The 18,195-nt window shown below is 55.4% G+C and carries 16 protein-coding genes; 4 read left to right on the top strand and 12 right to left on the bottom strand.

From position 1 onward, the window contains the following. Nucleotides 1–162: 162 nt before the first annotated feature. The 11 genes from SH528x_RS32400 to SH528x_RS32350 form a co-directional block, all read right to left on the bottom strand. On the bottom strand, nucleotides 163–1,797 hold the full coding sequence (locus SH528x_RS32400) for a flagellar hook-length control protein FliK (RefSeq protein WP_442507551.1): 1,635 nt from the start codon (nucleotides 1,795–1,797) through the stop codon (nucleotides 163–165). 56 nt (nucleotides 1,798–1,853) lie between these two features. After that, nucleotides 1,854–2,396, bottom strand: coding sequence for a hypothetical protein (locus tag SH528x_RS32395; RefSeq protein WP_442507550.1), 543 nt, complete (start codon nucleotides 2,394–2,396; stop codon nucleotides 1,854–1,856). 264 nt (nucleotides 2,397–2,660) lie between these two features. Continuing rightward, complete coding sequence (fliJ, locus tag SH528x_RS32390) at nucleotides 2,661–3,128, bottom strand: flagellar export protein FliJ (protein ID WP_442507549.1); 468 nt, start codon at nucleotides 3,126–3,128, stop codon at nucleotides 2,661–2,663. A 126-nt stretch (nucleotides 3,129–3,254) separates the two neighbouring features. Next, on the bottom strand, nucleotides 3,255–4,691 hold the full coding sequence (locus tag SH528x_RS32385) for a FliI/YscN family ATPase (protein ID WP_442507548.1): 1,437 nt from the start codon (nucleotides 4,689–4,691) through the stop codon (nucleotides 3,255–3,257). Next, nucleotides 4,688–5,374 carry a FliH/SctL family protein gene (locus SH528x_RS32380; protein WP_442507547.1) on the bottom strand — a complete coding sequence of 229 codons (687 nt, stop codon included), beginning with the start codon at nucleotides 5,372–5,374 and terminating at the stop codon, nucleotides 4,688–4,690. Before SH528x_RS32380 ends, SH528x_RS32385 begins: the two co-directional genes overlap by 4 nt. Nucleotides 5,375–5,411: 37 nt before the next feature. Next, complete coding sequence (locus SH528x_RS32375; RefSeq protein ID WP_442507546.1) at nucleotides 5,412–6,620, bottom strand: hypothetical protein; 1,209 nt, start codon at nucleotides 6,618–6,620, stop codon at nucleotides 5,412–5,414. 303 nt (nucleotides 6,621–6,923) lie between these two features. Continuing rightward, nucleotides 6,924–8,561, bottom strand: a complete 1,638-nt coding sequence (locus SH528x_RS32370; protein WP_442507545.1) for a beta-cystathionase — start codon at nucleotides 8,559–8,561, stop codon at nucleotides 6,924–6,926. A gap of 74 nt (nucleotides 8,562–8,635) precedes the next feature. Further along, a complete protein-coding gene (gene fliE, locus SH528x_RS32365) occupies nucleotides 8,636–8,962 on the bottom strand; it encodes a flagellar hook-basal body complex protein FliE (RefSeq protein ID WP_442507544.1) in 327 nt (108 codons plus the stop codon). A 37-nt stretch (nucleotides 8,963–8,999) separates the two neighbouring features. Beyond that, nucleotides 9,000–9,419, bottom strand: coding sequence for a flagellar basal body rod protein FlgC (flgC, locus tag SH528x_RS32360; protein ID WP_442507543.1), 420 nt, complete (start codon nucleotides 9,417–9,419; stop codon nucleotides 9,000–9,002). A gap of 57 nt (nucleotides 9,420–9,476) precedes the next feature. Beyond that, entirely contained in the window at nucleotides 9,477–9,881 is a 405-nt protein-coding gene (locus tag SH528x_RS32355) for a flagellar basal body rod protein FlgB (protein ID WP_442507542.1), read from the bottom strand. A 3-nt stretch (nucleotides 9,882–9,884) separates the two neighbouring features. Continuing rightward, on the bottom strand, nucleotides 9,885–10,307 hold the full coding sequence (locus tag SH528x_RS32350; protein ID WP_442507541.1) for an ATPase: 423 nt from the start codon (nucleotides 10,305–10,307) through the stop codon (nucleotides 9,885–9,887). A gap of 879 nt (nucleotides 10,308–11,186) precedes the next feature. Here SH528x_RS32350 and SH528x_RS32345 point away from each other — a divergent pair. Beyond that, nucleotides 11,187–11,516 (top strand): DUF6959 family protein, encoded by a 330-nt coding sequence (locus SH528x_RS32345; RefSeq protein WP_442507540.1) that lies wholly within the window; start codon nucleotides 11,187–11,189, stop codon nucleotides 11,514–11,516. Nucleotides 11,517–12,241: 725 nt separating this feature from the next. After that, nucleotides 12,242–12,757, top strand: a complete 516-nt coding sequence (locus SH528x_RS32340) for an ankyrin repeat domain-containing protein (protein ID WP_442507539.1) — start codon at nucleotides 12,242–12,244, stop codon at nucleotides 12,755–12,757. 196 nt (nucleotides 12,758–12,953) lie between these two features. Here the strand turns inward: SH528x_RS32340 and SH528x_RS32335 are convergent, their stop codons facing one another. Then, a complete protein-coding gene (locus SH528x_RS32335; RefSeq protein WP_442507538.1) occupies nucleotides 12,954–13,196 on the bottom strand; it encodes a hypothetical protein in 243 nt (80 codons plus the stop codon). A gap of 176 nt (nucleotides 13,197–13,372) precedes the next feature. On the opposite strand from SH528x_RS32335, the gene SH528x_RS32330 reads away from it, so the two are divergent. Together SH528x_RS32330 and SH528x_RS32325 are read left to right on the top strand one after the other, a co-directional pair. Continuing rightward, a complete protein-coding gene (locus SH528x_RS32330; protein ID WP_442507537.1) occupies nucleotides 13,373–14,821 on the top strand; it encodes an efflux RND transporter periplasmic adaptor subunit in 1,449 nt (482 codons plus the stop codon). Further along, nucleotides 14,818–18,153, top strand: coding sequence for an efflux RND transporter permease subunit (locus tag SH528x_RS32325; protein ID WP_442507536.1), 3,336 nt, complete (start codon nucleotides 14,818–14,820; stop codon nucleotides 18,151–18,153). The genes SH528x_RS32330 and SH528x_RS32325 overlap by 4 nt, the downstream gene beginning before the upstream one ends. Nucleotides 18,154–18,195: the final 42 nt, after the last annotated feature.

The raw sequence follows: 18,195 nt of genomic DNA, 5'->3' as shown, positions 1-18,195 counted from the left end.
TCGCTTGGACGACTTGGAGACTCATCCTACATTTCTTCGGCCGTTGCTTGACGAAACTCTCCGCGAGTTTCGCTACGAAAGGCCGGTCGCTTGACGAAACTCTTGGCGAGTTTCGCTACCAAGAGTCGACGAAAGCATCAGCGAAAACGTCTACGCGGCCTTCTACAGCTTCACGTCCACGCCGGTGGTTTGCGAAGCGATCTGCGGCGTGTTGATTTGCCCACGACCCGCGGCAGCCCCATGATCTTGCGTGGGTCTAGGACGAGGCGATTGGCGGGGTGATTGCCAGCGATCCCCCGAGTACCCTGCCCCGCCCTGCTCTGCTCCGGATTGGTGCCCGCTAAACGAACGCTCGCCCGACTGAGGATCTTTTTCGACTTCCACCGTCAACTGCTCGATCTGCATCCCTTGCGATTGCAGCCGTGCTCGCAGTTCAGGCAGGTTCTCACGCAATGCCGCCGCGGCCGCTTCGGTTTCTGCGACCACGCGTGTTTGAATCTTGTTGGACTTGATTTGCATTTCCAAGCGGACCGTGCCCAACTCTGCAGGCGCCAAACGAAGCCGTACATTGCCGCCGTCGGGCCCGAGATGCTGGAATGCACGACTGACACGCTGGATCAATTTGGCTCGCGAAATCAAATCGGTCGTGGATGCGTTGCCACCCTTTTCAGGTCGTTTTGTCGTCGCATCCGCAGCCGACGCGGTTGTGTTCGGTCCACTGACAGCTCCGCTGCCATCTCGAGCTGCACTGTTTGTTGATGTCGCCGACGATGCGTTTCCGGTTGCGGCGGTGCGTGCGGCACCCGCTGCTGCGGCTGCCGTCTGCGTGATCGCTTCGACCGCCTGCTGTGCTGCGGGACTGACGTTTGCAGTCGGAGTGGTCGTCGCTTCCACGCTGGTCAGCGATTCAGGAATCGGTAGCGTCGCGGTCGCCGATGCAGATGGCGAGGCAGCTTGTCCGCTGCGTGGTGCTGACGCGGCTTCGTCAGGTGTACCACCACCGGATCGATCGCCGCCGTTGACGGGACCAAAGTGATCACGGGGACGTTCGCGTGAATCGCGACGGTGATCCCCTGAGTTGGATTCGGACTCGGTTTCCGATGTCGCATCCGTTGACAAGGACTCCGAGGTGGTCGCAGCGTCCTGGTTTGTCTCCGTAGCGTCTTGCTTGCCCGATTGAACGCGAACGAGCGGGTCGGTGGCCGCTGAGTCGTCCTGGGCCGCCGATTTCTGTTGTTTCAGCTCGTGTTCTGACGCCGGATCGACTTTGACGATATCCGCGTCCGCGGACGTATTTAGCTGACCCTCGTCACTTGACTCGCTGGCTTCGCTCTTTACTTGCACAGCGGCAATCGCAGGCGTGTCATTGGCGTTTTTATCGTCGCTGGCCTTAGTCTCGGCGACGACATCGTCCTCATCGCCCGTTTCGTCAACGACGGTTTCTGTTTCCGTTTCGCTTTGTTCGCTGCCAATCGCAATCGCTGCCAAGTCAGAATCCACTTCCTGCTTCTCGGCATTCACTTCGTCGCTGTCGTTGGATTCCCGCACATTTGTCTCGTCGTTGTCATCGCTTTGGGACGACGACTCCGTCTGCGTTGTTGACTCCGACTGGGCCGACACGTTGGATGGGTTCTGTGGCGACTCGATCGCGGCGATCTGGGCAAAGACGTCGGCAAAAGCATCGATGATGCCGCTGGAGGGATCGATCGATTGCAGTTGGGTGCCGAACGATCGCAAGCGATTTTGCGTGGGAGTTCGTACGCCAGCGGTGCTGGATGTCGTTTGCGACTCGCTCATCTTCGAGGCCTCCCTAGTGGCGAATCGGCGCCGCTAGAGAAATCGCTAGCAAAACGCTACTCGCCGCCTGCCTGACTAATCAGGGACGTGGTTGGATACCCTTCGCCGATGCGGCGTAGGATCTCGGAGAGTTTGTCTGCTTCGGATGGCTGAACAAACTCCGCCAATATATCTTTTCGTTTATCGATGGGCATGGCTTGAACAATATTGACGACCTCATCAACTCTTTCATCGTCATAGATTCTCAAAAGTTGCTCCTTTGCTTGCACTGCATCGAGAGATTGCAGCGTTTTTTGCACTTCTAGCAACCCTTTGTCCTTCGCTCCCTTCTCCATCTTCGCAAGCTTGTCATTGAAAGCTTCGCGACGTTCATCGAAAAATTTTGTTTTTTCTCGCAGGTTTGCTTCCATCTGACTCAGCTCATCACGGTACTGATCCTGACTTCGCAACCTCATATCCATTTCCAAGCTTTCCATTTTCCTTGCTTGCAAAATCTCTTCAAAGTCGGGTTGTTCGCGGTCTTCGCTCTGGGCCAGGATCTGTTGCAGCCGATTTCCGGAGATATCAATGCCATTAAGTAACGCAATGACTTTGGTCATCGTGTCACCATTGATTGACCCTTGCGTCACGAAGTAGCCAAACAAGATCATTTGGGTTAGCACCGTGCCAATGCAAAAGGCGGTGAAGGCGTAGGTGAGTTTATTGATCATGGTTCATTGATTGCATTTGGAAATTTGGGTTGCTGCTAAGCAGGAATCATGGGTGAAATTCCGTTAGCCGTTTTGGCACTAGCCCCGGTTCAGCGCCGGAACCGTGGCTAGCGCCAAAACGGCCAATTTTCTGAAAGACTCCTGCCTAACTGCTCAGCCGAGGTGGGTGTCACGCAACTTTCGGCTTGCGATGGCGAACCGGCGATTATTCATTTCGTCGATTTCCATTTGTTCGCGACGAATCATTTCTTGTTGGTACTCGTGGCGGTCGAGTTCTCTCATTCGCTGGAACTTTTTGACTTCAGTTTCCGCATCGCGAAGTTTTTGTTGTCGCCGTTCCAGTTCTTCTTCCAGCTTTGCCCGGGTTTGGAGCAGTCCGTTAATTTCGGCTTGCAGTTGCAAATCAAAGCGGCCACGAGCGAGCAAACGATCGACGGCGACGTCGCCAAGTCGTGATTGAGCGTCCTCGTTTCGCAGGCTTTGCCGTTCTTGTTCGAGGTCTTGGATTTGCTGATCGATCTTGGCGATCGCCATGTTCGCTTCGCCCACGAGTCCCCCCATTTCGTCACGTTCACGTTGACGAAGGTCCAGGATCGATTCAAAGCGAAATTCATACTTCATGTGGGTTAGGCTTGTAGTGGTTTGTCTAGTATGAAAATTGGGGGTTCTAATGTAGTGGAGCTTGCTAAAGCTCCCTGTTTTTTGGGTGTGGCAGGAACTTTAGCAAGATCCATTACCCTACTTCTCCTAACTCGCCGGCGGCACCGCGCCGGGCTGGGGATTTGGCTTTTGGGAAAGGGGAGCTGCCGCAGCGGGTTGCGGATTCACGCCCACTTGGCTTGCGATCAATCCTTCCAACACCAGCAGCGATTGCTCCATCGGGGCAATCTCTTTTGCGTCTTGCGAGAGGAATCGTTTTAAGGGTTCACGCATCGAAATCGCCCGGTCGACATTCGGGTCGCTTCCGTTGCGATAGGCTCCGATCGAAATCAAGTCGGCGTTCTTCTTGTAGTCGCTCAAGTAGCGTCGCACTTCGCTGGCCGCATTGAGTGTTGCCGGAGAAACGATATGACTTTGCAATCGGCTCAGACTCTGCAGCACATCGATCGGAGGCCATTGAGCTTGCGCCGCCAGGTCTCGGCTGAGCACGATGTGGCCATCGAGCAGTCCACGCAGCGTATCGGCAATCGGTTCATTGTTATCGTCGCCTTCGACCAACACCGTGTAAAACGCGGTGATCGATCCGAGCTTGGTCCGCCCTGCCCTTTCGACCACTTGAGGCAACAGATTAAAAACACTGGGCGGATAACCACGTGTTGTGGGCGGTTCGCCTGAGGCCAATCCGAGTTCACGCTGGGCCATCGCCAAGCGGGTGACCGAGTCCATCAGCAACAGTACGTTTTTGCCTTCGTCGCGAAACGACTCTGCGATCGCCGTCGCGGTCCACGTGGCCGCGATTCGCTGTGCCGCCGGGCGATCACTCGTTGCGACCACCACGACGCTGCGCCGCAGTCCCTCTTCGCCCAAACTTCGCTGAATAAATTCTTGCACCTCACGGCCTCGCTCGCCGACCATGCAAATCACAATGCGATCCGCACTCGATCCACGCGCCAACATTCCCAGCAGGGTACTTTTGCCGACACCCGAACCCGCAAAAATGCCCAATCGTTGACCGTTGCCACACGTTAACATGCTGTCGATCGCCCGCACGCCGGTTTGTAACGGAGTGTCGATTGGAGGACGATCCAGTGATTCCGGAGCCATCCGGGTGCTGTCGACCGGTGCCAAGTCATCGGGAAGCGGTTTGCCGTCGATTGGACGCCCCAGCGCGTCGATCACCCGCCCACACAACGAGGCGCCGGCTCGCAAGTTCATGGACCCACCAACTAAACGCACTTTGTCACCGGCAGCGATCGGAGCCATCGTTTCCAACGCCGCGATGATCGGCCGCACACCTTGGAATCCGATCACGCGTGCGAGTCGACTGTTCGGAGTATCGGGACAAACTTCGCAGATCGCACCGATCGGTGCCGTCATCCCTTCCAATTCGATCGCGTCACCACGCACCGCCGCAATCCGTCCGGTGATGTGATTCGTCATCGCTTCGCGGATGATTCGCGACGCGGTTTCCGCTTGGTGAATCTTGGGCGGATTGATTTTGTATTTGAACGTTGCCGCACTCATACCAACAACTCCTGTAATCGCAGCAATTGTTCGTCGAGTCCCGCGCGAATCTCGCCGCCGGGTTGTCGGACGACGACCGCATCGAGGGCCACGGTTTCATCCGGTTCCACGGTCGTTTGTTCCGGCAAATCGGGTGACGCCAGTAGTTCGTCAAAGATTTGGCCGAGGTTGACCAACGTTTCCGGATGAACGGCCAAGATCAATCGTGTCGCCGATCGCGTGCTTCGCAGTGCCTCTTCGGCCCAGCGGACCAGAATGGTTTCGTCGCCGTTGAGTTGGCGGCGGATCACTTTTTCTGCGGCCGCGATCGCGATCGCCGTCAACGAGTCGGCGTATTGCTGCATCCAATCCTCGTGGATTCGATGCAAATGCTCGACCGCATTGTGAATGATTTTCAGCGAGTCGGCAGCCAGAGTTTCGGCTTGTGCCTTGATCTTTTTGTCGGAATCAATTGCGGCCTTGGCCAGCCCGTCCTGGTAGCCCTGCTCGTGAGCCTTTTTGCGAATCAGTTCCGCATCTTTCTTGGCTTGTTCCAGCATCGTGGCGACTTGTTTGCGACATTCGTCGATTCGGCTGCGTCCGGCGTCGGCGAGGTCGTCCAAGTTGAAGCCTGCCAAACCGGTAACGCTACGTGCGGCATTCGTTGGATCCGACGGTCGTTCTGATTTTAAAACAATGGCCATGACAAGGTTCCTAAGATTCGTTTGCGACGTGTCGAGTCTACGCCGCCATCGCGGTTGTCTTTTCCGACGATGTGGTAGCGTTCAGCTTCATCGACGCGGTCGCGACCGCCGATTTGGCTTCATCAATCTCACGTAATTCAAGCGATCCGAGCGTGTTCATTTGGCTGCGAACTTGTTTCGCATACGCTTTGGGCAAAACGCGCAGAGCGGCTTCGGCATTGGAATTGGGAAGTCCACACAGAGTCAACATTGCTTGCCGCGTGCCGACTTGCCCAAGTGCTTGGCACAAGTCAAGCGGCGTCAGCGAGATCAAATGTTTGTGAATCGAATCGGTCGAGAGGGAGGAAGTTTGCGGTACGCGAGCCTTCGCTTGGGGCGCGGCACGATCATCCGTCGAGGACGGCTTGGTTTCCGGCGCGATGCGAAGCGAGTGGATTTCAACGTTCGCAGGGTTTGGATCAACAACGTCGGCGATGCGATTGGTTTCAATGGGGGCCCGAGTCTCGGAGACTGGATCGGGCAGCGAACGCGACTCTGACTTCGGCTGCGGCATGGCGGCCAGGATTGCGTTCAGAGCGCGTTGTCCAGTGGATTGTGAAGCCCGTTTTTGTTGCGAGCTGAGACACTGCTGGACTCGATGTCGCAAGTGAGAGGCAAGTTCTTGGACCGCCTCTTCGGGGACGTCATTGAGTCGTCCGATCCGGCTCAAGGCATCCTTTTGGACGGTTGGATCGAGTTGCGGCAGGATACGGGCGGCTTGACCAGGCGAGATCGATGCCAATACCAGTGCGACTGCTTGCGGATGTTCGCCATCGATCACCGTGACCAGGACTTCGTCTTCGGTATCACCCAAAAACGAAAGTGCCGTGTGAGTGTGGGGCGTCGTTTCGGGGGAGCGGTTGGCCGCGTTTTCGCGGTCTTGCTTCATCACCGAGCTTCCGGCTGATGAGTTGGGATCGATTGAGTTTGCCCGCAGCTGAATCTCGTCTTGTGCACCGCTATTGGAGCGTGAGGGACGGTTCTGCTGAGACTCGAGCGACCCTTTGAAAGCTTGCAGAGCCCGCTGACGCTCCAACGGATCGACGTCCGAGAGCGAGGTCATGGTTCGCCGCAACGATTTTTTCATTGCATCGTCAAAACTATTCAGCAGCGTTGCCGCGACAGGGCTTGGTAAGCTACTCAACACGATCGCAACTCGTCGCAACGAGGCTTCTCGATTAGCTCCTGTTTGATGAGCAGCATTCATTGCGTGCACTCCTTTGCAAAACGCCCTGCAGAAGGCTTCGACGTGAATCCATTTCTCCGTCGGTTTTGGCGTGATCCTTCACACCGAATCTACTTGTAAGCGAAGTGCCCAATGCATGAAAGAGCGGATTCGATCGTGAGACAAGCTTCCAGGCTCGTCATCAAGAATCCCTTTGGGCGGATTTAGGCTTAGTCGTAGCGGAAGTCGTCAAGACTTTCGTCCACTTTCCCGCTTCCGAAACTCTTGGCGAGTTTCGCTACGGAAGGCCCCTCAACCCTCGACAGGCTGGAAGCCTATCCCACGTTATGCCGCACCGACCCAGTTTCGGATCACGTTGGCAGCCACCTCGGGGTTGTCCTCGACGATGCTCGCCAATTCCTCTTTAAGCGTCCCGCCCGTAATTTCCATTGCTTCGACCCGTTTTTCTTCGATTTCCTCTTCTGCGGGCGGAGCGGGCAATTCGAGTCCAAACCCTTCAGCGAAATCTTTTGGCACCCCGTCGCCCGAGCCGCGGATTGCACCGCGTGCGACCATCAGTGCCACGACTGCCAATACGATTAATGCGATCGTCTGCCATGATTGGGCGAGCCAAGTCATCGCGATCTTGGCGGTTTCCGGTTCTGGCATCTCAGGTTCTGGCAGATTTAGGTAGTCGGTGACTTCGACCAATTCAATTTTGCTCTCTCCGGCGTTGACTTCGGGCAACAGCGGCGTGACCGCTTTCTGAATGTTGCTCTTCACATCAAGCCGCAATTTTTCAAGATCGGCGGTTCGCATCGGAGGAAGCTCCGATGGTTTCAGATCGGGATTGTCCCGCAGATTGTTCTGTGCCCATACGTGCTGGTAATAGCTTTGCGGCAGACTGATCGACACGCGAACTCGTTTGACTTGCAGCGAGGCGACTCGCGAGTTTTCGTATTGTTGACCTGCCACTCCGCTGCTTTCGCGTTCATCTTCTTTCAATTTGGTCGTCTGAGCATTCTCTTCGATGCTGGCGGCACGGTTGCCGATCGCGTTGGGTACCGTCCCGGGCACTCCTTGGTTCAGAGGTCGGTTGCTTTGCGAGTCGACCTTTTTCGAGCGATCGGTCAACGTGGTTCGCTCGGCATCATATTTAAGGACGGTTTTTTGCACGTCCATCGTCGGGTCGATCTCGGCATACACCGCGATCCGGACATCCGGCCCATAGCCGCCGAGCTGTTTTCGTACTTTCTGTTCGTAACGAGCTTCCTCTTCGCGACGCTTGTTTGCCAACGGGTCGCTGTCGTCATTGAAATCGGCGACGCCGGAGGAATTGGTGTCGATGACGACCACATCGTCGCTGGTCATGCCGGCAAACGAACCACGAATTAAATCTTTGATCATTTGGATCCGTTGTCGCGGTAACGGATCGGTGCCCTCGGGAGCCACCACGACGCTGGCGGATTGCGGACGCGATCGGCTAAGCCCGAATCGCTCGCCCCGGTCATACTCGACACTGGCCCATTTAACGTCCATGAACGCCGCGATTTTGCTGCCAAGATCTTGTTCTTTGGCGTGCATTTCCCGCGAATTACGTTGTTCGCTCGAGTCGAATGCACTATTGCTTTCGATCGCCGATTGCACATTGCTGCGAAGTGAAATGGGCAGGTTTGCCGATTCGGTTAACGCAGCTAAATAGGCGGCACGCTCGGACTTGGGGATGCGGATTCGGCGTCCTTCGCGTTCCCAGTCATTGAGCCCCGCGGCACTGAACGCCAATTCAACCGAGTCGAGTTCCTGTTCGCCAAGCACACGGCCACCGAACAAAACTTCGTGATTCGTCGTGCCATTGCCGCGAACCAGGAATCCCAATCCGATCGCGATCGCAGCGACCAACAGCAGCGTGATCATTCGCGATTGCATCGGCATCGCTTTGAATGTTTCGCGTAACTGTTCAGCGGACTGGTTAAAGAAATTCATGGTCTACGAGAGGTGTCGGATAAAAGGTGAATTGGTTGCAGGGATGAGTGGTCCGGGGCTATTGTCCCCGTTTTCTAAATTTGGATTTGTTGAACTTCGCGATAGGCTTCCATTAACTTGTTACGAACCTGCAGCAGCATACGAAAGGCGAGATCGGCTTTTTGTACCGCAGTCAACACTTCGGCTTCGTTCACATCTCCGCCTGTCAACAACGAATGGACCATGCCATCGGCGTTGTTTTGCATTGAGTTGACGTTGTTGACTTGGTTGGACAACAGTTTGGCGAACGAATCGACTCCTGTGGTCGGCACATTCGCAGCACCCGAGGTCTTCGACGAGGGACTCGTCGAAAATGGGTTGGCCGGGCGTGGCGGCGGTGCGATGGTCGAAATCGGTTTCATGATTCAGCGTTACGGACGCAAGCGTTTGGGCGAGCGATTAAGCGAGGATCGTCAACGTCTCGCGGCTTAGGTTCTTGGAAATCTCCATCACGCCGACGTTCGCTTCATAGGCACGTGTGGTTTCCATCGCGTCGACCATCTGCGTGGTCATGTCGATGTTGGGATAAGCCACATAGCCTTTCCATTCGCCCTCTTGGATGGCCAAGGGGTGGTTGGGTTGGTAACGATAGCGATGGTCTGCCTCGCTCGTTTTGATCTCTGCAACCTTGACGCCTGATGCGCCGGATGTCGTCAGCGAGTCGTCCGTTTGAAAGACGACTTCGCGAGCACGATACGGATTGGCTTCGCCGTTTTCGTCGGTCAGTGACGACATGTTGGCGATATTTCCCGAGATCGCATTGAGTCGAGTTCGCTGGGCGACCAATGCCGACGTGCTGATGTCGATGGAGCGTATCATGATGCTCGGGATCCTTTGTTAATGAGATTGTCAAACAGTCGAGCGTAGGTCGGCGACCTAAGCACGTTCGGTGATCGCCGCTCGCAGCAGCGAAAACTGGCTTCGCATTGTCGTGATCGCGAGTCCGTGTAGGTGTTGATTCTTGGCGATTTCGGTGATTTGTCCTTCGAGTGACACGTCGCTGCCGTCGTGGAAAACGACTTGCTCGGATGCCGCACGCGGACCTGAGTAAATGTCGTCGCGGGTCACCGCACCAATCGAGTCGGTGGGGCGAGTGCGTCTCGCATCTTGGATCGATTCTGCTAACGCATTTTGAAACTCCGACTCATCCAAGTCCCGTGCTCGGTAACCCGGAGTATCGAAGTTGGCGATATTGCCGGCCAGCAACTCATGTCGACGCTCGGAGAACGTCAACGATTGCTCCAGCGCAGGAATCGTCGTGGATTTGAAAATGCCAAGCATGGTTTACGCTGCGATGCGGGCAGCTCCCTGTTGGGGACGGAACACGACTGTCGCCGCAGCACCCCCTTGAGGGCAATTTTGCCAATGGATCCGAGCACCCACGGCGGCAACCGCAAACGGGATTCGTGTTTCGCGGAGTTCGACTGCACGGCCGGTATCAGCGACTTCGAGTTCCAGGCCGCCGGGGGCATCGACGGCAGTAACCGTCAGCTCGCCGCCCTCAGTCATTTCCGCGATCGCTTGGATCACCATGCTGCGGATCAGGTCGACGGTTTGGTTCGGATTAGCGGGCAATTTGATTGACGAATCAATGTCGACTTCCAAGCAAATGGGGGCCGGATTTTGCGTCAACAGGACAGATGCCACAGATTCGACAAGAATCGCTAAAGATTCACAGCTGTGCGGGTCGATCCAAAGATGTGACATGATACGCTCCCAATGAATTGTTTTGGGGTGATAGGAAAGTGCGTTGCAATTGGCTGATAACGCATTCTCAACCGTCGCCGCAATACGGATTTCCCGTTCGTGTCCCTCTGCGCTCGCACTTCCGCGCAAATACCGCCTGATAGGCGTGACTCTCTATCGCTACCCGCAATTGCTTGCAAAAGCGATTTCTGTTGAAGTAGCAGGCATCAGCCCATTGTCGCTCGGCTTTCCAAGCCGTTGGCGGTCATTCACCCGAATGCAAGCCACTTGATCGGCAATCGTTCATTGCCCCCGTAAATGCGAATGGGTGTGAACGGCAACCCGCAGTTGAGCACGCGAGTAAGAGCGGGGTGTAGGCGGCGACGAGTAATTTCTGACAGATGAATGTAGGACAGCCGAATGAATTCAGAGGGACGATTCGCCTGTCCTTCATTCGACTGCCAAAATCGCCTTGGATCTGTTCCTATCGTGAGGAAGTGACTGGCAACCCACCCCTCACACCGCTGGCTGACGCGTGAGCAGCAATAGCGATTTGCCACCACCAATTTTTCCAAAAGTGACAAGCGCAGATCACCGGCCGGTATCTAAAACTCCCCCAACACTCGCCGGAGTCGTGAACTGCATTCGGAGGTCGCAGCTCAAAGCTCAAAAAGAAAAACCGTCGTGACCACAAATAAGCCGGTTGCGACGTCGCACGGAAGGCAACGGGAATCCAAAACTCAAACTGCAAACCGAAAACATTTGCAGCAACGAGCTGTGCCTTGTCAGCAGAAATTGTTTAAAACCTAAAAACCGAAAAGCGAGCCTCTAGTGTGGAGTCTGGCCCTCATAAAGTACGACACCGAGTCGTACACAACACCGTTGGCCGCTCGAGATCAAATGGAAATCGAACCTCTCGAAGTCTACGCACGCGACTCCAACTACGCGATCATTAAACCGCCGGGTCGCAATTATCCCGGTACTGTGATCCAAGGCGATTCACTTGGGATTCTCGCCCGAATGGCAAACAACATCGCTCGCGCTGTCGCGGAGGACCGTGCACATGGCGAGGACTTCCTTGATAACGTACAAGAGCTAAACAATCTCCTGATCGGGCGCGCGTTGCACTACCAGTCGGTCCTCGAAGCTCACGGAATTGCCTATCCGATTACCCCAGCGATGACTGAGGATCAGCTTGTTAACTTCTTCCCTGACGACGACAATGACTAGCAAGTCGGCGGCCAACATGGTTTTTACGCTCGTCGCTTCGCGATCACCTTCGCTCTTTAGCAACGGGCGTTCGCGTTGGTACAATCTCTCGTAACACAGAGTCAACCGCTTCGTTTGTGGCGGTGACGTAAAAACCTTCCGTTGGTGGCCACTACCGAATTGAACAATCCGTATGAACCGCCTTCCACGTCTAGCCGCGTGGCTTCAGATACCTCGAATCCTGAACCCCGCCGAGCAACGGTAAGCGCATTCATCGCATGGTCGCTTCTTCTATCCTTCGCCCTTGCACTGTACCTGCTGCTCAACGACGAGCAGACGGTTGGCGATCGCTTCTTCGGGAATCGCTGGTGGATTGGTGTCTGCACAACTCCGGTATCGCTGTTGCTCGTTTACCTTCTAATTCGATCTGCCCCTCAGGATGATCGCCGTTTCTCTTACACTGTATCTCTCGTTCTTGTCTTCATTCAAATCGCACTTTGGACTCGAATTTAGTTTCACCGTGGCCACCAGCATAGTTTTCGCCACACATCCCGCGGCTTCGTCATTAGATAGTCTTTCGCTTGGTCACGGTCGAACGCTTCGGTAACTCGCTCTGGTTGGCCACGCCGCGGACGCCTTATTGGTTGGCGGCGTCTTTCCCCCGTTGGTAGAATCTATCGGTCTGCCACGTTTTTTCTGCGTTGGTTGCGAACGGCCTCGGCAAAACCTTTCGTTGGGCGACTCAAGTGAATGATGTACAGAGACTCGCGTTTGAGTTGCAGTTGGACGAGTTGCGTCATCTTGCGTCTGAGAATCACGACCTTGCGGGGTGCATGCTATCTGCGTGCTCGGCACATGACCCAGCCCCCAAAACACAAACGGCGGTGATTCAATTTCTAATTGATTCCGGTGTTTCGGTGAACGAGACCGATAAGAACGGTGTAACACCACTGCATCGCGCCGTACGGTTCCGAAGCCTGGCGGCAGTTGAACTCTTGTTGGCCGCGGGCGCCGATGTGAATGCAACTGACCGCAAATCCCACTCGACGGCACTTCATCGTGCTGTTACGAACACGGGTGCGCCTTCAACGGCAGGGAAGACGGATGTCGCCATCTTGATTGTCCAATCGCTGCTGTCGCATGGCGCAGACCCAACCGCAAAGAATAAGGCGGGCAAAGCCCCAACGGATTATCGAATGGGGGCTACGATGTCATCGATTTTCCACTTAAAAACCCACGCGAAGCCTCGCTCGACGCAGTAGCGGCCAGTTGTTTCCCTCCGCCGAGACAAGTTTGGGTGGAGGGATGTTTCATGGTCCTGAATCTCTGACGCCCAGGCCAATTGGAAGCACGCCCAGCGGGGAATTCATGCGGAGTCCAGCGCATCGCCGTTTCTGCTGGCAATCCCTTTCTTTTGGGGTGTGGCGGATTCGAGCCGAGATCGAACATTACCTACCACTACGGGCGGTGGCGAAGACGCATGCCGAAGACAAAGTGGCGGTTCGAGAGTTCCGCACGCCAGCGAAAATGCCCGTAAGTGATGTCGTGCCCCGTAATGCGTTTCTTGGGTTGCCGATCCTGCCAAACGGCATTGTCCTGAGCCGCCTTGGGCTTGGGGGGCCGAGCATTGTGAAAGGGGGGTGATGCGAGATCCAGTGTCAGCGGTTGGATCTGCGAGTTATGGCGGGGGGGAGCGTCCATCCCGTTGCATCGAGCGTTGTCGTAATTATGGTTTTGAAAACAAAGGCTCGCACAGAGCCCGTTCGTTTAGGAATGAACGCCGATCCGCTGCTGGGATTTGAAATCGTGATTTCCCAGTCCGGTTTGGAAGTCGGCGAAAAACAAAGAGACAAGTGAACTTGAATATCCTACCTGCTATGACAGTCCGAAAGCCCCTGCCCTTCTCTGGACTGCTGCCCACCCAAGCCTGCTTCGGTATTACACTGCTGTTGTGCAGTGCACTGCTGGGTTGCAATGACACAAATCCTGGCCCCCCCGAAATGCCTCCCCCGACCGTCACCGTTGCCAAACCGGTCACGAAGAAAATTGTCGAGTGGGATGCGTTTACAGGTCGATTAGAGGCAGTGGACTTCGTTGAAGTTCGTGCTCGTGTTAGCGGTTACCTAAAATCGATTCATTTTGACGAAGGCCAGATTGTCGACGCCGGGGATCTGCTGTTCGTGATCGATCCTCGTCCCTTCGAAGCGGAACTCAATGGTGCCAATGCGGCATTGAACCAGTCCAGGTCGCTATTGAAACAGGCTAACGCGGGGCTGGAGAACGCGAAAGCGAAACAACATCAATCCGACGCGGGACTGCAGTTAGCGAAAACTCGAATCGAGCGAGCACGGGGCCTCGAAGCACAGAATGCGGTTTCGACCGAAGAACTCGATCAGCGTGACGCCGAGTTTCTGCAGGCCGAAGCGGACTTGGAAGCCAGCAAGGCGGGGATCAGTTCGGCGGAAGCGGCGATCGCGACCGCGGAGGCTGCAATCGAATCGGCTCAAGCAGGCGTCGAAACGGCAAAGTTGAACTTGGATTACACCCAGATTCGTGCCCCGGTTAGCGGACGGATCAGCCGCCAATATGTGACCGAAGGCAACCTCGTCAGCGGCGGTACAGCGACGTCCACTCTGTTGACCACGATCACCTCGGTCGACCCGATCTACTGCACGTTCGATGTCAACGAGCAAGACGTCTTGAAGTACATCCGGTTGGCAAAAATCGGCGAACGCAAGAGTTCACGCGAAGTAAAGAATCCTGTGTTCCTCGGTTTGGTGGACGAGTCTGGATTTCCTCACAAAGGCCACATGGACTTTGTCGATAACCATTTCGATGTGGACACCGCGAGCATGCGGGCACGTGGGGTGATTCCTAACCACGACCGTGTGCTGCTGCCCGGAATGTTCGCACGGATTCGGATTCCCGGCAGTGCCGCACAACAAGGAGTGCTGGTGCCCGATTCGGCCATCGGCACTGACCAATCGTCACAGTACGTTTATATCGTGGTCGATAATGTGATCCAGCGACGCAGCGTGACCCTCGGACCGATGGTCGATGGACTTCGCGTCGTGCGTGAGGGATTGAGTGGTGACGAAACTCTTGTCATTCAAGGATTGTTGCAGTCGCGGCCCGAGATGACGGTTCAAGTCAAAGAAGGCTCGATCGAAGTTGTCGAGGACGGATTACCAGACGATTACCAACCGTTGCCTCCGGAGGAGTGGATGTCGCGAGTGCCCGATCCCCAGCCGGTATCCAATACGATTCAAGCCAACCTGACGATCGGGTTGGACTCGGTGCCGCAGCCTACAGGGGAAACACGATGAAATTCCCTCACTTCTTTATTGAACGACCGATTTTCGCCACTGTACTTTCGTTCGTGATCGTGCTGGTGGGCGGCATCACCTATTTCTCGCTGCCCGTTTCGCAATATCCTCCGGTGGCGCCACCGCAGATCGTGGTCCGTGCCAGCTTTCCTGGTGCGACCCCAGACGTGATTGCGGATACGGTCGCGACGCCAATTGAACAAGAGATGAACGGCGTCGACGATATGCTCTATATGGAGTCGTCCTCGAGTGCCGACGGCACTATGCAGTTGACGGTGACGTTCAAACTGGGCACCGATCTGGATGATGCTCAGGTCTTGGTCCAGAACCGTGTGGCGGTGGCCGAGTCGCGGTTGCCTGAACAAGTGCGTCAGATCGGGGTGACGACCACGAAGCTGATTCCCGATATGTTGATGGTGGTACATCTAAACTCACCGGATGATAGTCGCGATCAGCTTTATATCAGTAATTATGCGTTCTTGAACGTGCGAGATGCGCTGATGCGACTCGATGGTGTCGGCGATATTCGGATTGCCGGTGGCAACGAATACGCGATGCGGATTTGGTTAGACATCGAAAAGATGACGCACGTCGATCTGACCGCTGGGGACGTCACCCAGGCGATCCGTCAGCAAAATGTGCAGGTGGCTGCAGGAGTGATTGGCCAGCCGCCGATCGATCAGACGGGTGCGTTTCAGTTGAACGTGACGACCCAGGGACGTTTGCAAGGGCCGGACGAATTCGGCAATATTATTGTCAAACGTGGCGACGACGGTCGGGTCACGCGGTTGAGCGACGTAGCACGAATTGAGTTGGGCGCGCAGGACTATTCGCGGCTCAGTTATCTGGACGGCAAACCGGCGATCGCGGTGCTCGTGTACCAGCGACCAGGAACCAACGCAGTCGATACGGCCGAAGAAGTGAAGCGGACCATGACCGGAATGGCCGCCGATTTTCCCGAGGGCATCGGGTACGAGATCGCCTACAATCCGACCGACTTTGTGGAAGAGTCGATCTCGGAAGTTTTCAACACGCTGTTCATCACGACGGCGTTTGTGGTGCTGACGGTCTTTCTGTTCTTGCATGGTTGGCGGCCAACCATTATTCCCGTGATCGCGATTCCGATTTCGCTGATCGGCACCTTTGCCGCGATGCAAAGTCTCGGTGTCACGCTGAACACGTTGTCGTTGTTTGGATTGGTGCTGGCGATCGGGATTGTGGTGGACGATGCGATTGTGGTCGTTGAGAACGTCGAGCGGTTGATTGCCGAAGGCATGTCGCCACGCGCGGCCACACATAAAGCAATGGACGAAGTGGGATCGGCGCTGATCGCGACGACGTTGGTGTTGATCGCGGTCTTTGTTCCGACCATCTTCGTCCCCAGTATCAGCGGCCAGTTTTATCAGCAATTCGCACTCACGATCGCGATCTCGACTGCCTTTTCAACCTTCGTTTCGCTGACGCTCAGCCCCGCGCTGTGTGCGTTATTGTTGAAGCCCAAAGGCGCGAAGAAGCACGGCATCTCGAAAGTCGGCGACTTCTTTTTCGGTTGGTTCTTTCGACTGTTCAACCGCTTTTTCGATGTGACCAGTAACATTTACGCTGGTATCGTCGCACGAATTGTACGGATGACTACGGTTTCATTGCTGCTGTACGCTGGATTGCTGGTTTGTACTTGGTACAGCTTTGGAATGGTCCCCAAAGGTTTCATTCCGCAGCAGGACCAGGGTTACGTGATCGTTAGCATTCGACTGCCCGACGGTGCCTCGCTGGCCCGGACCGACGAAGTGACCCGCCGCGTCGCCGAGCTTGGCGGCAGCATTGACGGAGTCGCCCATGCGGTGGGAATCGCGGGGCTTTCGGGATCGACGTTTACGATCAGCCCCAATGCGGCGGTGACGTTTTTGCCGCTCAAAGATGCAAAAGAACGAGCAGCACGAGGTCGCGGGATCGATGCAATTGTCGCCGATTTGCGAGATAAAGTTTCGGATATCAACGAGGCTCAGATCTTCGTGATTCCGCCACCGCCGGTACGGGGTATCGGTCGTGGAGGCGGATTCAAAATGTATATTCAAGACCGCCGAGGTGCCGGCACCAATGTGTTGAATCAGGTGACCGAAACGATGGTCGCTCAAGCCAATCAGCAACCGGGAATCTCTCAGGCGTTTTCCAATCTGCGTGTTAGTGTGCCGCAGATCTACACCGACGTGGATCGCGATAAATCCGAGATGCTGGACGTGCCCGTCAACAATGTGTTCGAGGCGTTACAGGTTTATCTTGGGTCACTGTACGTCAACGATTTTAATTTTCTTGGCCGTACTTACCGTGTGACGGCGCAAGCCGAACCGGAGTTTCGGGATGAGCCAAGTGACATTCTGCGTTTGCGGACTCGCAGTGCTCGCGGGGCCTCGGTTTCACTCGGTTCGATCGTCGAACTAAAGCAAATTGCTGGTCCCGATCGTTTGGTGCGATACAATCTGTATCCGGCTGCCGACATCAACGGCAGCACGGTTCCCGGATTCAGTACCGGTCAGTCGCTGACGACGATGGAGGAGCTTGCGGCGGTCAATCTTCCTCCGGGCTTTGGTTTTGAATGGACGGAACTTGCGTTCCAGGAACGTCAGGCTGGAAACACGATCATGTTCTTGTTCCCGCTTGCAGTGTTATTCGTTTTCCTTGCACTAGCAGCGCAATACGAAAGTTGGCTGTTGCCGCTGGCGATCATTTTGATCGTGCCGTTGTGTTTGCTGTTTGCGATTCTCGGTGTCTGGTTCCGAGGCATGGAAAACAACATTTTGACTCAGATCGGTTTTATCGTGCTGGTCGGTTTGGCGTGTAAGAACGCGATTCTGATTGTGGAATTCGCCAAGGCCGAAGAAGATGCCGGCAAGGATCGGTTTCAAGCAGCGATCGATGCGTGTCGACTGCGGTTGCGTCCGATTTTGATGACGGCGTTTTCGTTCATCTTGGGAGTCATTCCCTTGTTGATCGCCACGGGGGCTGGATTTGAAATGCGACGTGTTTTAGGAACCGCCGTGTTTAGTGGCATGTTGGGCGTGACCATCTTTGGTTTGTTTTTGACGCCCGTGTTCTACGTCGTACTACGTGGCTTTGCACGCAAAAAGCCACTCGTGCTGACAGGTGTTGCCAGTGCGGCGGTCAGTGAGTCGGATGTAACATTGCAGGTACCCGCTTCGGAAGATCCAGCGACAACCAAGTCAGGGGCCGTCGCAGCTATTCCGGTGACGTCGGTTTCGAGCGAATCGAAATCTAACGAGTCTGCGAATCTCAATGGTTCGATCGAAAGTTCGACATCGGCGGGGCCTGAGTAATCGCGTCCGAATCAGTGTTCGTATTTCCGAATGCCCAAGTGT

It is taken from the genome of Novipirellula methanifontis (assembly GCF_052161655.1).
In the GTDB taxonomy this organism is placed as follows: Bacteria; Planctomycetota; Planctomycetia; order Pirellulales; family Pirellulaceae; genus Novipirellula.
The sequence above is the reverse complement of the archived record's forward strand: the minus strand, read 5'-3'. Positions and strand labels throughout refer to the sequence as shown.

Bases quoted from the DNA above. Each gene is read 5' to 3' on its own strand.
- SH528x_RS32330 (WP_442507537.1), top strand. From the start codon at position 13,373: ATGACAGTCCGAAAGCCCCTGCCCTTCTCTGGACTGCTGCCCACCCAA.
- SH528x_RS32375 (WP_442507546.1), bottom strand. From the start codon at position 6,620: ATGAATGCTGCTCATCAAACAGGAGCTAATCGAGAAGCCTCGTTGCGA.
- SH528x_RS32380 (WP_442507547.1), bottom strand. From the start codon at position 5,374: ATGGCCATTGTTTTAAAATCAGAACGACCGTCGGATCCAACGAATGCC.
- SH528x_RS32350 (WP_442507541.1), bottom strand. From the start codon at position 10,307: ATGTCACATCTTTGGATCGACCCGCACAGCTGTGAATCTTTAGCGATT.
- SH528x_RS32345 (WP_442507540.1), top strand. From the start codon at position 11,187: ATGGAAATCGAACCTCTCGAAGTCTACGCACGCGACTCCAACTACGCG.
- fliJ (WP_442507549.1), bottom strand. From the start codon at position 3,128: ATGAAGTATGAATTTCGCTTTGAATCGATCCTGGACCTTCGTCAACGT.
- flgC (WP_442507543.1), bottom strand. From the start codon at position 9,419: ATGATACGCTCCATCGACATCAGCACGTCGGCATTGGTCGCCCAGCGA.
- SH528x_RS32355 (WP_442507542.1), bottom strand. From the start codon at position 9,881: ATGCTTGGCATTTTCAAATCCACGACGATTCCTGCGCTGGAGCAATCG.
- SH528x_RS32400 (WP_442507551.1), bottom strand. From the start codon at position 1,797: ATGAGCGAGTCGCAAACGACATCCAGCACCGCTGGCGTACGAACTCCC.
- SH528x_RS32325 (WP_442507536.1), top strand. From the start codon at position 14,818: ATGAAATTCCCTCACTTCTTTATTGAACGACCGATTTTCGCCACTGTA.
- SH528x_RS32370 (WP_442507545.1), bottom strand. From the start codon at position 8,561: ATGAATTTCTTTAACCAGTCCGCTGAACAGTTACGCGAAACATTCAAA.
- fliE (WP_442507544.1), bottom strand. From the start codon at position 8,962: ATGAAACCGATTTCGACCATCGCACCGCCGCCACGCCCGGCCAACCCA.
- SH528x_RS32385 (WP_442507548.1), bottom strand. From the start codon at position 4,691: ATGAGTGCGGCAACGTTCAAATACAAAATCAATCCGCCCAAGATTCAC.
- SH528x_RS32395 (WP_442507550.1), bottom strand. From the start codon at position 2,396: ATGACCAAAGTCATTGCGTTACTTAATGGCATTGATATCTCCGGAAAT.
- SH528x_RS32335 (WP_442507538.1), bottom strand. From the start codon at position 13,196: ATGGACGCTCCCCCCCGCCATAACTCGCAGATCCAACCGCTGACACTG.